At 69.9% G+C, this 13,637-nt stretch carries 9 protein-coding genes and 2 pseudogenes; 5 read left to right on the forward strand and 6 right to left on the reverse strand.

What is annotated here, in order from left to right; all coding sequences use genetic code 11:
* Window positions 1-3: 3 nt before the first annotated feature.
* Window positions 4-1,395: a sporulation protein gene (locus ACFVYL_RS17645; protein WP_389716736.1), complete on the reverse strand. Its 1,392-nt coding sequence runs from the start codon at window positions 1,393-1,395 to the stop codon at window positions 4-6.
* 425 nt (window positions 1,396-1,820) lie between these two features.
* Here ACFVYL_RS17645 and ACFVYL_RS17650 point away from each other — a divergent pair.
* The 4 genes and pseudogenes from ACFVYL_RS17650 to ACFVYL_RS17665 all read left to right on the forward strand — a co-directional run.
* Window positions 1,821-3,287, forward strand: a pseudogene (locus tag ACFVYL_RS17650) (asparagine synthetase B family protein); the annotation flags it as partial.
* A gap of 221 nt (window positions 3,288-3,508) precedes the next feature.
* Window positions 3,509-3,949 (forward strand): NUDIX domain-containing protein, encoded by a 441-nt coding sequence (locus tag ACFVYL_RS17655; RefSeq protein WP_389716739.1) that lies wholly within the window; start codon window positions 3,509-3,511, stop codon window positions 3,947-3,949.
* Window positions 3,950-4,021: 72 nt separating this feature from the next.
* Window positions 4,022-5,341, forward strand: a complete 1,320-nt coding sequence (locus ACFVYL_RS17660; protein ID WP_389716741.1) for a UDP-glucose dehydrogenase family protein — start codon at window positions 4,022-4,024, stop codon at window positions 5,339-5,341.
* A gap of 67 nt (window positions 5,342-5,408) precedes the next feature.
* Window positions 5,409-5,762: a hypothetical protein gene (locus ACFVYL_RS17665; protein ID WP_389716744.1), complete on the forward strand. Its 354-nt coding sequence runs from the start codon at window positions 5,409-5,411 to the stop codon at window positions 5,760-5,762.
* A gap of 110 nt (window positions 5,763-5,872) precedes the next feature.
* On the opposite strand, the gene ACFVYL_RS17670 is transcribed toward ACFVYL_RS17665, so the two are convergent.
* Window positions 5,873-6,472: a TetR/AcrR family transcriptional regulator gene (locus ACFVYL_RS17670; protein WP_389716747.1), complete on the reverse strand. Its 600-nt coding sequence runs from the start codon at window positions 6,470-6,472 to the stop codon at window positions 5,873-5,875.
* 114 nt (window positions 6,473-6,586) lie between these two features.
* Here ACFVYL_RS17670 and ACFVYL_RS17675 point away from each other — a divergent pair.
* Window positions 6,587-8,115 (forward strand): annotated as a pseudogene (locus ACFVYL_RS17675) (MFS transporter).
* 123 nt (window positions 8,116-8,238) lie between these two features.
* On the opposite strand, the gene serA reads toward ACFVYL_RS17675, so the two are convergent.
* The 4 genes from serA to ACFVYL_RS17695 form a co-directional block, all read right to left on the reverse strand.
* On the reverse strand, window positions 8,239-9,843 hold the full coding sequence (gene serA / locus ACFVYL_RS17680; RefSeq protein ID WP_389716749.1) for a phosphoglycerate dehydrogenase: 1,605 nt from the start codon (window positions 9,841-9,843) through the stop codon (window positions 8,239-8,241).
* A 223-nt stretch (window positions 9,844-10,066) separates the two neighbouring features.
* Complete coding sequence (ilvC, locus tag ACFVYL_RS17685; protein ID WP_389716752.1) at window positions 10,067-11,068, reverse strand: ketol-acid reductoisomerase; 1,002 nt, start codon at window positions 11,066-11,068, stop codon at window positions 10,067-10,069.
* Between the two features lie 115 nt (window positions 11,069-11,183).
* Window positions 11,184-11,711 (reverse strand): acetolactate synthase small subunit, encoded by a 528-nt coding sequence (gene ilvN / locus ACFVYL_RS17690; RefSeq protein WP_055568881.1) that lies wholly within the window; start codon window positions 11,709-11,711, stop codon window positions 11,184-11,186.
* Window positions 11,712-11,740: 29 nt separating this feature from the next.
* Entirely contained in the window at window positions 11,741-13,588 is a 1,848-nt protein-coding gene (locus tag ACFVYL_RS17695; RefSeq protein WP_389716756.1) for an acetolactate synthase large subunit, read from the reverse strand.
* Between the last annotated feature and the right edge of the window lie 49 nt (window positions 13,589-13,637).

Below are 13,637 nucleotides of genomic sequence, written 5' to 3' on the forward strand. Positions count from 1 at the left end.
CGGTCAGGCGGCGACGGCGAGCTCCCTGCGGGTCCGGTGGATGAACTCGCGCACGGCCGGCTCGCGCCGCCAGGGGGCCAGGGCCGCGTTGAACTCGGCCACGTAGTCCTTGGCCCGGGAGGACTGGACGCGAGCGAGGATGTCCACGGACCGGTTGCCGAGCTCGAGGCCGTGCTCCAGGTCGCGGGCCTGAAGGTGGGCGGTTCCGACGATGGCGAGGCGCATGCCGACGGAGCGGGTGAACACCCCGGTCGGCATCGCGGCGGCCTGCTGGTTCCAGGCAAGGGCCGTCTTGGGGTTCTTCAGGTCGCGGAAGATCTCGGCCGCGTCCGCCGAGAGGCGGGCGTGGTGATAGAAGTCGATCCACGCGGGTTCGTCGCCGCTGTCGTCCTTCGCCTGCCCCAGCAGGTCCTCAGAGGCTTTCAGGGCCTTCGAGGCGGCCTTGGCGTCGTTCTCCCGGGCGTGGGCTCGGGCCTCGATCAGCTTGGTGAACGCCAGCACGCGGGGGGCGGCCCGGCCCTTGGCCCGCTCGTAGGCGCCCTGGGCCATGTCCACGGCCTCGGACGCGAACCCGCGCATCAACGTCTGCATGGCCATGGTGGTCAGCACGTAGCAGCCCAGCTGCACGTCCCCGCCGGCACGGGCGAGGCGGAGGGCCTGGATGAAGTGCCGCTGGGCGGCATCGTGCTGACCGACATCGAAGGCCGTCCAGCCCGCGAGCCTGGACAACTCGGCGGTCACGCTGAAGAGCTCGCGGCCGATCTCGTCCGAGAAGGAGCCCTGCAGCAGTGGGCCGGCGCGGTGGTCGAGGCAGCCGGTGACGGAGTTGGCCTTCCAGTTCCCGCCACCGTATTTCGAGTCCCACCGCCTCGCCTCGTCGGCGGCCTCGCGCAGTTCGTCGAGGTCGGCCCGGCCGACCTGGCCGCCGCCTTTGTGGTCGGCCGTCTCGTCGGCGGGGGTGACGAGCCATCTGGTGACGGGAGTGGTGAAGGCGGAGGCGGCGAAGCCGGATCCGGCCAGAAAGTCGCGGCGGTTCACGGAGCTCCAGAACGAAGTGGCGACGCGGACGGCGTCGGCGGGGCCTCGCGGGAAATCCAACCCCACATCCGCGTCGATTGTCTCCGCCTCGCCCATACCGATCTCGCCGAGCTTGACGGGACGGCCGAGCCTCTCGCTGATGGCCTGCGCCAACAGCTTCGGGACCGGCCATTTCGGCGTCATCCCCCGCTTGCACCAGTTCGCCACGGACGTGTGTGAGTAGTCGGTCTCCATCCCGGCGGCATGGGCGAGCTGGTTGACGCGCAGAGCCAGCGACTTGTGGCTCGCGCCGCTGGCTTCGATGAGCCGGGCCAGGTCCGCATTGGGCGGACGAGCCCGGCGGGTGGTCGATGCCACGACCTTCTCCCTTTGCCGGCGGAGGGGACCATGTACGACTCGAACAAGCAGTTGAGCACGTATGTCGGTACGGGGTGGAGCACAGGGCCCGTACTCGACCGGGGACGAAGAGTCGTACATGTTCCGCGTGTTGGGTCAGTAACGATATTCCTCCCCGCCCGGTCGCGAACCGCGCTTGCGAGTTGTGAGCCCCCCTGCGAGCCCTCCCGCCGATCTGGCCGGGCGGCTGTGATGAGAGCCCAGGCCGCCGCCGGAACCGGAATGGATCTCCTTCCGGCGGCGGCCGCCGCCAAGGCACCACCACACTCGGGGGTGAACCAGATATGTGCGGAATCGCAGGACTGGCCGGAGCCGACGCCGCCCGGCACGAACGCACGGTCGGCGCCATGGGCGCCTCGCAGGCCCACCGTGGCCCCGACGGCACCATGCACGCCGCTTCACAGGACGGCCGAGCCGTGCTGGCCATGAACACGCTGCTGATCGTCGACCCGCAGGCGGCGCCCGGCCCCTACCTGGACCGCGAGAGCGGGGTGCTGCTGGCCTTCAACGGCGAGGTCTACAACTACCGCCAGCAGGCTGCTGCCTGGGGCATCCCGCTCGGGCACCGGGAGTCGGACGCGCACTTCGTGCTGCGGGCCTGGGCCAAGACCGGCCCGTCCTGCCTGGACGGGCTGGACGGCATGTTCGCCTTGGCGATCTACGACCCGCGCGTCGGGAAACTGTTCCTGGCCCGCGATCGGCTCGGCGAAAAACCGCTCTACTGGCGCCTGGACGGCGGCCGGCTCGCTTTCGCGTCCGAGGTCACCACTCTGACCGGCTACGGCCCGGCCTCGCTGGTCCTGCGGCCCGAGGTCCTGGCGATCGAGACGCCGGTCGGCGTCGACACCCCTTTTCAGGGCATCCAGCTGCTGGCCCCTGCCACCCTGCTGGCCTTCGACGTCGCCTCTGGCTCTCTCGACCAGCACACCTACTGGAGCCTGGCCGGCCGACAGCTGTTCACCGGCACCTACGCCGAGGCCCTGGCGAAGTTCTCCGTCATCCTGGCCGAGCAGATCCCGCTGCGAGCTCCGGCCTGCGACTTCGCGCTCTTACTCTCCGGCGGGCTCGACTCGTCGGTGCTGGCCTGCCTGCTGCGCCCCCCGGTCTGCGTCACCGTCCGCTATCCCGGACAGGACCGCCTCGACGAGTCGAGGATCGCGGCCCGGGTCGCCGCCGACATCGGCGCCGAGCTGGTGGTGGTCGAGCCGGACCCGATCGACTTCGCCACGGTCCTGCCGCACATGGTGTCCGCCCTGGACTACCCGATGGGCAACGCGTCCACGTTCTCCGAGTACATGGCCTACCGCAAGATCGCCGACCTCGGCCTCAAGGTCGCCGTCGGCGGACTGGGCCCGGACGAGTTCTTGATGGGCTACGTCCGACACTCCCTGGTCCTGTTCGGTCCGGACGCCGTGCTTGCCGCGGGGATGGACGTCTACCGGCCGCTGGCCGCGAAACTGATGCACGCCGCCGGCGAGGACCTCATTCCCGCCGAGGCAGTGACCCGGCTCGTCCTGCGCGGTCCCGACCCCGACGACCGCGTCCGTGACCTGGTCGCCACCGCGCTGGAGAAGACCGGCGGGGATCTGGCCCGCGGGCTCACCCTCGCCGACCTGGCGACGGCCTGGCGACCGCTGGTGATGACCAGCGACAAGCTCGCTTCCGCCTGCGCCCTCGAACGCCGGTCCCCCTACCTGGCCCGCGACCTGGTCGAGCTCTCCTACCGGCTCCCCGCCGACCACAAAATCGCCCACCCCGCCGAGGGCAAGCGGATCCTCCGCGATGCAGCGAAGGCCCTCGGGCTGCCGCGGGAGGTCTGGGGCAGCCGGGACAAGCTCGGCTTCGCCTCCCCGGTCCCGTCTTGGTTGAACGGCAAGCTCTCCAGCTGGGCGGACGCCCAGATCAGCACCGCCCTGGCGGAGGCACCGGCAGCGATGCGGCCCCTGCTGGAGGGCGGGCTCAAGCCCGGCGTTCGACCGCACCCGCATGCAGGCCCTCATGACGGCCGTCTGGTTATGCGACCGGACGGTGAGGGCTGCCGCATGACGACCCCTCACCTCACTACGGTGACCGGATGCACCAGAACACCACGGCCGACAGCCCGGCCACCGCCCGCGGAGCGGTCGCGATCATCGCCAACCGCCGCGGCGAACTCCTCCTCCACCTGCGTGACAACCTGCCCGGCCAGATCGCCTGGCCGGATCACTGGAGCGTTCTGGGCGGCGGCGGCGACCCCGGCGAGGACCCGGCCGACGCGATCGTCCGCGAGCTCGACGAGGAAGCCGGCCTGACCGACATCGCCGATCTCACCGAGCTGTTCGAGATCCGCGACGAGCACGGCTCCGGGCAGCTGATCACCTTCTTCGCGGCCTCCTGGGACGGCGACGAGACGCAGCTGCCTCTCGCCGAGGGCGTCAAGCTCCAGTTCCTCGCCCCCGAGGATCTCGCATTTCGCACGATCCCGCCGTTCACCCAGGACGGGATCAACCGCTACCTGGCCACCCGGCCCGCCTGAGCACCCCGCCCGTCCGGGCGAGGCAGAGGTGGGGGCCGTCGGCGACCTCCCACCTCGCAAAGGAATCCCGTCATGAAGCTCACCGTGATCGGCTGCGGCTACCTCGGCGCCACGCACGCGGCCTGCATGGCCGAACTCGGCCACGAAGTCCTCGGCATGGACTGCGACATGGACAAGGTCGCGATCCTCAACTCCGGGAAGGCGCCCTTCCACGAACGCGACCTCGACGACCTGATCGCCAAGCACACCGCCTCGGGCCGGCTGAAGTTCACCGCCTCCTACGCGGAGGCCGCGGCCTTCGCCGAGCTGCACTTCATCGGAGTCGGCACCCCGCAGCAGCCCGGCGAGAACACCTACGACCTCAGCCACCTGTTCTCCGCAGTCCGCCAGCTCGCGCCCCGCATCAAGGGACCCGCCGTGGTCGCGGTGAAGTCGACCGTCCCGGTCGGCACCGCACCCCGCGTCCGCGACCTGCTCCATGAGTTCGCGCCCGCCGGGAACGCGACCGAGGTCGCCTGGAACCCGGAGTTCCTGCGCGAGTCGTGCGCCATCGAGGACACCCTCCGCCCCGACCGGCTCGTCCTCGGCTTCGAGAAAGAGCACTCCTGGGCCGAAGCCGTGCTGCGGCAGTGCTTCGGCAAGATCATCGAAGCGGGGACGCCGACGATCGTCACCGACTGGGCCACCGCTGAGCTCGCCAAGGCGTCCGCCAACGCCTTCCTCGCCACGAAGATCTCCTTCATCAACGCCGTCGCCGAGGTCTGCGAAGCCTCCGGCGCCGACGTCACCACGCTCGCCGACATCCTCGGCCACGACACCCGCATCGGCCGCCGGGGCATGCGGCCCGGCCTCGGGTTCGGCGGTGGCTGCCTGCCCAAGGACCTCCGCGGATTCATGGCCCGCGCCGGCGAACTCGGCGCCGGCCAGGCAGCGGCGGTCCTCCGCGAGGTCGACGCCATCAACAACCGGCGGCGCGAGCGCATGGTGGACCTTGCCCGCGAACAGCTCGACGGCGACCCCGCCGGCAAACAGATCACCATCTGGGGCGCCGCGTTCAAGCCGGACACCGATGACATCCGCGACTCACCCGCCCTGGCCGTCGCCCAGAAACTCCACGAACTCGGTGCCACCGTTACCGTCACCGACCCACGGGCCCTGGACAACGCCCGCAAGACGCACCCCGAACTCGACTACATCGACGACCCGATCGTCGCCGTCCAGGACTCCGACCTGCTGCTGCACCTGACCGAGTGGCCGCAGTACTCCCACGTCGACCCGCACCGCATCGCCTCCCGCGCAGCGAGCCCGAAGGTCATCGACGGACGCGGCACCCTCAACACCGAGACCTGGCGCGAGGCCGGATGGACTGTCCGATCGCTGGGTCGCCCCTGACCGTGAGGCGATACGGTTCTCCGCGTCCGAACATCCGTCCCCCCACACTTGGGAGAACGAACACCGTATGAAGTTCACACTGCTGGCCCCCGCGGTCGCTTTCTCCGCCGTCGCGCTCATCGGCACCACCGTCGCCACGGGCGGCACCGCCGTCGCCGCGTCGAAGCCCGACTGCTCGCGCGCCATCACCAACGTCCCCGCCAAGCAGACGGTCAAGATCCGCACCCACGCCAAGGTGGGGGCCACCGCGGTCGGCCAGTGGAACAAGGGCAAGAAGGGCGGCCTCTGCGAGGACGGCAAGTTCTTCAAGGGCGGCTCGTACAACCTGTGCGGCAAGAAGAGCAACAAGTGGCTGTACGGCGGCCCGTACAGCAGCAACAAGCGCGGCTGGATCCCCGCCTCCTGCCTCAAGTGGTCCTAGCCACCACCGGGCGGTAGCCGGTCACCCGCTCCCGCCCGCGCACCCGGAGCCGCGCTCACGCCGGCCCCGGGTGCGCCCGCAGGCCCCTCCCCCCGCCGAGGGTCTGACCGCTATCGGGAGTCGGCCCGCTCGCGGGAGCGAGCCCGCTCCATCACGCGCCGCAGCCCCTCGGTGAGCTGCTCCGCGGTGGTCGCCGATGCCGGGTCGAACAGCCACTGCACCATCAGGCCGTTGAGCAGCGTCGTGTAGAGCCGGCCCTCGCCCTCCACGACGTCCTCCGGCAGCTCGCTCTCCTCGATGCCGGTGAACAGCGCCGCGAGCCCGCTGCGCCCCTCCTTCTGCGCCTCGATCAGCAACTCCCGGATGCCCGCGAGGCGTTCGCCCTGCGTGACGACCTCCAGGGTCAGCATCCAGATGGGCCGCGTCGCGGGCACCGAGCGGATGATGCCGTCCCACACCTTCTGGAAATGCTCCAGACTGCCCGGCTCGGCACCCCCCTCCTCCCCCGCGCCCTCGAAGCCGTCGCCCATCGGCTCGACGAGCGCGATGAACGCCTCCACCAGCAACGCGTCCTTCGACCCGTAGTGGTAGCCGATGGAGCCGAGGTTGGTGCCCGACTCCTTCACGATGTCGCGGGCCGTCGTGCGCATGAACCCCTTCTCCAGCAGGCAGCGCTTCGCACCTTCGAGCAGATCTTCACGGTGTCCCATGCGCGGCACGATACGCCGGATTTCATACGGGCGTCCTATACCGGCGTCTCACACGGGCGACGATTTACACGCTCGTACTAGACAGCTGTATAAGACGCCCGTACAGTCCTCGGCATGCAGACGAACCCGCGCGCCACCCGCAAGGAATGGACCGCCCTCGCCGTCCTGATGCTCCCGCTGCTCCTGGTCTCGATGGACGTCTCCGTCCTCTACTTCGCGGTCCCGCAGATCAACGCCGACCTGCGGCCCAGCGGCACCCAGCAGCTCTGGATCTTCGACATCTACGCCTTCGTGCTCGCCGGGCTGCTGATGACGATGGGCTCCGTCGGCGACCGCGTCGGCCGCCGCAAGCTCCTGATGTTCGGCGCCGCCGCCTTCGGCGCGGCATCGCTCACCGCCGCGTACGCGCAGAGCGCCGAACTGCTCATCGCCGCCCGCGCGGTCCTCGGCATCGGCGGCGCGACCCTGATGCCCTCGACCATGGCCCTCGTCCGCACGATGTTCCGCGAGCCGGACAGCGCGCGAAGGCGATCGGCATCTGGACCGGCGTGATGGTCGCCGGCATCGCGCTCGGCTCGGTGATGAGCGGCATCCTCGTCGAGCACTTCTGGTGGGGATCGGTCTTCCTGGTCAACCTGCCCGCGATGGCGATGCTCCTGCTCCTCGCGCCGGTCCTCATTCCGGAGTCCAAGGACCCCGAGCCCGGCCGCTTCGACCTCCTGAGCGTGCCGCTCTCCATGGCCGCGGTACTGCCGCTCGTCTACGGTCTCAAGGAGACAGCCGCCGAGGGCCTCGAACCCGCCTACGTCGCGTCGCTCGCCGTCGGCCTCGCCTTCGCCGCCCTCTTCGTCCACCGCCAGCGCACCACGCAGTCCCCGCTGATCTCCCCCGCGCTGTTCCGCGGCCGCGGCTTCGCCCCCGCGGTCCTGCTGAACCTGATCGCGTCCCTGGCGATGATGGGCTCGGCCTACTTCACCACGCAGTATCTGCAGTCCGTCCTCGGCAAGAGCGCTCTGGAGGCCGCGCTGTGGGCCCTGCTGCCCTCGGTCCCCATCGGCGCAGCCGCCCCGGTCGCCACGGCACTGGTGCAGCGCGGGACGAACCGTGCCTACGTCGTCTCGTCCGGGTTCGCCGTCTCGGCGTCCGGCTTCGGTCTGCTGGCCCTGACCGGCACGGACTCGCTGTGGACGGTCCTCGCCGCCGCCGGACTCCTCGCCTGCGGCGCCGTGGTCATCGGCTCGCAACTCACCGACCTGGCCCTCGGCTCGGTCCCCGCCGAGAAGGCGGGCTCGGCCTCCTCACTCCTGGAGACGGGCCAGGAGTTCGGCGGCGCGCTCGGCATGGCGCTGCTCGGCTCCATCGGCAACGCGGTCTACCGCAACGAGATCCCGGACACGGCCCCGGCAGAGGCGCACGAGACACTCGGCGGCGCGCTGGCGGTGGCCCGTGAGATGCCGGACAAGGCGGCTTCCGCCCTGGTGGACACGGCCCGGGAGGCGTTCACGAGCGGGATGCATGTGGCGGCGCTCAGCGGGGCGGCGACACTGCTGATCGCGGCGGCCCTGTCGGCAGCGACACTGCGCCGGATCAAGCCGACTCCAACTCCGGCTCCGGAGCCCGCGCCGGAGAAGGCCCTGGCCTGAGAGCCTGTCTTTGAGACCGCACGACAAAACGCCGGACGGGCTGGATCTCTCCAGCCCGTCCGGCGTTTGAGGACGAACTCGGCGAAGCCGGTGATGGTCGGCGACCGAAGCTCCGGGGTGCCCCTAGTCGGTCAGGTTCACCGCACGCGCGGAATCCGCACCGATCTCCTCGGCCAGTTCGTTCAGCACCGACTGCGGCACCGTGTCGTCGACGGTCAGCACGGCAAGCGCCTCGCCGCCCACGTCGGCGCGGGCGACCTGCATGCCGGCGATGTTGATGCCCACCTCGCCGAGGACGCGGCCGACGGTGCCGACGACGCCCGGACGGTCCGCGTACCGCAGGACGACCATGTGTTCGGCGAGCGCCAGGTCCACGTCGTACTCGCCGACGGCGACGATCTTCGGCAGGTGCTTGGGCCCGGCCAGCGTGCCGGAGACCGAGATCTCCTCGCCGCCGGTGAGCGTGCCGCGCACCGTGACCACGTTGCGGTGGTCCGGGGACTCCGAGCTCGTGGTGAGGCGGACCTCGACGCCGCGCTCCTGGGCGAAGAGCGGCGCGTTCACGTAACTCACGGTCTCGTCGACGACGTCCTCGAACACGCCCTTGAGCGCGGAGAGTTCGAGCACCTTCACGTCGTGCTGGGTGATCTCGCCGTACACCTCGACGTCGAGGCGGGCCGCGACCTCGCCCGCGAGGGCGGTGAAGATCCGGCCGAGCTTCTCGGCGAGCGGCAGACCGGGACGCACGTCCTCGGCGATGACACCGCCCTGGACGTTCACGGCGTCCGGCACGAGCTCACCTGCGAGGGCCAGACGCACCGACTTGGCGACGGAGACGCCTGCCTTCTCCTGCGCCTCGTCCGTGGAGGCGCCGAGGTGCGGGGTGCAGACGACCTGGTCGAACTGGAAGAGCGGGGAGTCCGTGCAGGGCTCCTTCGCGTACACGTCCAGACCGGCGCCCGCGACGCGGCCCTCCTTGAGCGCCGAGTACAGCGCCTCCTCGTCGACGATCCCGCCGCGCGCGGCGTTCACGATGCGGACGGCGGGCTTGACCTTGTGCAGGGCCTCGTCGCCGATCAGACCGACCGTCTCGGGGGTCTTGGGCAGGTGCACGGTGATGAAGTCGGAGACCTCGAGCAGCTCGTCGAGGGTGAGGACCTTGACGCCCATCTGCGCGGCGCGCGCGGGCTGTACGTACGGGTCGTACGCGACGACCTTCATGCCGAAGGCGCTCATGCGCTGGGCGACGAGGGCGCCGATGCGGCCGAGGCCGACGACACCGAGGGTCTTCTCGGCGAGCTCGACGCCGGTGTACTTGGAGCGCTTCCACTCGCCGGCCTTCAGGGCCTGGCTGCCCTGGGGGATGTTGCGGGCGGTCGCGATGAGCAGACCGCAGGCGAGCTCGGCGGCGGTGACGATGTTCGAGGTGGGGGCGTTCACCACCATGACGCCGGCCTTGGTGGCGGCGGACACGTCCACGTTGTCCAGACCGACGCCCGCGCGGGCGACGACCTTCAGCTTCTTGGCGGCGGCGATGGCCTCGGCGTCCACCTTGGTCGCGGAGCGGACCAGGATCGCGTCGACGTCGGCGATGGCGGGCAGCAGCTCGGCGCGGTCCGCGCCGTTGCACTGGCGGATCTCGAAGTCCGGGCCCAAGGCGTCGACGGTGGCGGGCGACAGCTCTTCAGCGATGAGTACGACCGGTTTGCCGTTGGCAACAGTGCTCACGTGAGTCCTCACAAGTCCAATGCGGACGGCCGTCCCGACGGCCGCATGCGGTGTCGCTTAGCCGCGTGGAAGACGCACGACGCTGTGGGCCCGACGCGAATGTTGCAAGCAGTGTAGTGGCGCCAGGGAGGCCGACATGCGCCTCCGTGGAAGGATCACTCGTCCGTGGCTGGACGCAGTGGACAAGGGCCGGGGCTGGTGCCCCGGCCCTGTGCCGTACGACTTACGCGTCGTCGTCGTTGACCCAGCTCATGAGCTTGCGCAGCTCCTTGCCCGTGGTCTCCAGGAGGTGGTTCTCGTCCTGGGTCTTGTACTCGTTGTACTTCTTCAGACCGCCGTGGTACTCGTCCATCCACTGCTTGGCGAAGGTGCCGTCCTGGATCTCGGCGAGGACCTTCTTCATCTCGGCCTTGGTGGCGTCCGTGATGATCCGGGGGCCGGTGATGTAGTCGCCCCACTCGGCGGTCTCGGAGACGGACCAGCGCATCTTCTCCAGGCCGCCCTCGTACATGAGGTCCACGATCAGCTTCAGCTCGTGGAGGCACTCGAAGTACGCGATCTCCGGCTGGTAGCCCGCCTCGGTCAGCGTCTCGAAGCCCGCCTTGACCAGCGCGGCGGTGCCGCCGCAGAGCACGGCCTGCTCGCCGAACAGGTCGGTCTCGGTCTCCTCGGTGAAGGTCGTCTTGATGACGCCCGCACGCGTGCCGCCGATGCCCTTGGCGTACGAGAGCGCCAGCTGGAAGCCGTTGCCGGTGGCGTCCTGCTCGACGGCCGCGATACACGGAACGCCGCGGCCCTCCTCGTACTGGCGGCGGACCAGGTGGCCCGGGCCCTTCGGGGCGACCATGCAGACGTCGACGCCCTCGGGGGCCTTGATGAAGCCGAAGCGGATGTTCAGGCCGTGGCCGAAGAACAGCGCGTCGCCGTCCTTGAGGTTGTCCTTGATGGACTCCTCGTAGACCTGGGCCTGGATCGGGTCCGGGACCAGGATCATGATGACGTCGGCCTCGGCCGCCGCCTCGGACGGGGTGACGACCCGCAGGCCCTGCTCCTCGGCCTTGGTCTTGGACTTGGAGCCCTCGTGCAGACCGACGCGGACGTCGACACCCGAGTCGCGCAGCGACAGCGCGTGGGCGTGGCCCTGGCTGCCGTAGCCGATGACCGCGACCTTGCGGCCCTGGATGATGGACAGGTCGGCGTCGTCGTCGTAGAACAGCTCGGCCACTGGGAATCTCCTATGTGTGCTGGTGTTGCGTCCCACCGTACGGCGGGTTCAGTGAGGGAAGTTCGCGGGTCTCGCCATGCGGGCGGACCCGGGGGCGGGTTCTGGCCGTCCGGCCTCAGGCCGACCGGTCGAGCGCCCGCAGGCTGCGGTCCGTGATGGAGCGGGAGCCCCGGCCGATCGCGATGGTGCCGGACTGGACGAGCTCCTTGATGCCGAAGGGCTCCAGCATCTTGAGCATGGCCTCCAGCTTGTCGCTGCTGCCGGTGGCCTCGATGGTGACGGCCTCCGGGGAGACGTCCACGGTCTTGGCGCGGAACAGCTGGACGATCTCGACGATCTGGGAGCGGGTCTCGTTGTCGGCGCGGACCTTCGCCAGGACGAGTTCGCGGGCCACGGCGGCGCCCGGCTCCAGTTCGACGATCTTCAGGACGTTGACGAGCTTGTTGAGCTGCTTCGTGACCTGTTCGAGCGGCAGGTCCTCGACGTTCACGACGATGGTGATGCGGGAGATGTCGGGGTGCTCGGTGACGCCCACGGCGAGCGAGTCGATGTTGAAGCCGCGGCGCGAGAACAGGGCGGCGATCCGGGCGAGGATGCCGGGGGTGTTCTCGACCAGGACGGAGAGCGTGTGCTTGGTGGACATGACTCTGGGTCTCTCTTTCGCTCTCGGTCTCAGTCGTCTTCGTTGTCGCCGAAGTCGGGGCGGACGCCCCGGGCGGCCATGACCTCGTCGTTCGAGGTGCCGGCGGCGACCATCGGCCAGACCTGGGCGTCCTCGTGGACGATGAAGTCGACGACGACGGGCCGGTCGTTGATGGCGTTGGCCTCGGCGATGACCTTGTCGAGGTCCTCGGGGCGCTCGCAGCGCAGCGCCACACAGCCCATGGCCTCCGACAGCTTCACGAAGTCCGGGACGCGGGTGCCCTTGTTGGGGCCGATGTCCTCGGGACCGCTGTGCAGCACGGTGTTGGAGTAACGCTGGTTGTAGAACAGCGTCTGCCACTGGCGGACCATCCCGAGGGCGCCGTTGTTGATGATGGCGACCTTGATCGGGATGTTGTTCAGGGCGCAGGTGGTGAGCTCCTGATTGGTCATCTGGAAGCAGCCGTCGCCGTCGATCGCCCAGACCGTGCGGTCGGGCCGCCCGGCCTTGGCGCCCATCGCCGCGGGGACCGCGTAGCCCATCGTCCCGGCGCCGCCGGAGTTGAGCCAGGTGGCCGGGGTCTCGTACTCGATGAAGTGCGCGGCCCACATCTGGTGCTGGCCGACGCCCGCCGCGAAGATCGTGCCCTCCGGGGCGAGTTGACCGACGCGCTCGATGACGTGCTGCGGCGAGAGGGAACCGTCCTCGGGCTGCGTGTAGCCGAGCGGGTAGGTGTCGCGCCAGCGGTTGAGGTCGTTCCACCAGGCGGTGTAGTCGCCCGTGTGGCCCTCGGTGTGCTCGGCCTGGACCGCCTGGACGAGGTCGGCGATGACCTCGCGGGCGTCACCGACGATCGGCACGTCGGCGGCGCGGTTCTTGCCGATCTCGGCCGGGTCGATGTCGGCGTGCACGATCTTCGCGTACGGGGCGAAGCTGTCCAGCTTGCCGGTGACGCGGTCGTCGAAGCGGGCTCCGAGGGCGACGATCAGGTCGGCCTTCTGCAGCGCGGTGACGGCGGTGACCGCTCCGTGCATGCCCGGCATTCCCACGTGCAGCTCGTGACTGTCGGGGAATGCGCCGAGCGCCATCAGTGTGGTGGTGACGGGCGCTCCGGTGAGTTCTGCCAGGACCTTCAGCTCGGCGGTGGCCCGTGCCTTCAGGACACCACCACCGACGTACAGGACCGGCCGCTTGGCGGCGGTGATCAGCTTGGCCGCCTCGCGGATCTGCTTGGCGTGCGGCTTGGTCACCGGGCGGTAGCCGGGCAGGTCCTGCTGCGGCGGCCAGGAGAAGGTCGTCTGCGCCTGCAGCGCGTCCTTCGCGATGTCCACGAGGACGGGGCCCGGGCGTCCGGTGGAGGCGATGTGGAAGGCCTCGGCGATGGTCCGCGGGATGTCCTCGGCCTTGGTGACCAGGAAGTTGTGCTTGGTGATCGGCATCGTGATGCCGACGATGTCGGCCTCCTGGAAGGCGTCCGTGCCGATCGCCTTGGAGGCCACCTGGCCGGTGATCGCGACCATGGGGACGGAGTCCATGTGGGCGTCGGCGATCGGGGTGACCAGGTTGGTGGCGCCGGGGCCGCTCGTCGCCATGCAGACGCCGACCTTGCCGGTGGCCTGCGCGTACCCGGTGGCCGCGTGCCCCGCGCCCTGCTCGTGGCGGACCAGCACGTGCCGCACCCGGGTGGAGTCCATCATCGGGTCGTACGCCGGAAGGATGGCTCCGCCGGGAATGCCGAACACGGTGTCGGCCCCGACTTCCTCGAGAGAACGAATCAGGGACTGCGCACCCGTGACGTGCTCGACAGGGGCGGACTGGTGTCCTGACGTACGGGGCCGCGGCTGCGGATGGTGGGCCCCGGTGGCCTGCTCGGTCATCGGCATTCTCTTCTCGAAGCTGAGGGTTTTTGCGGGGGTTTTGCGGGGG

This window comes from Streptomyces sp. NPDC058308 (assembly GCF_042880275.1).
In the GTDB taxonomy this organism is placed as follows: Bacteria; Actinomycetota; Actinomycetes; order Streptomycetales; family Streptomycetaceae; genus Streptomyces.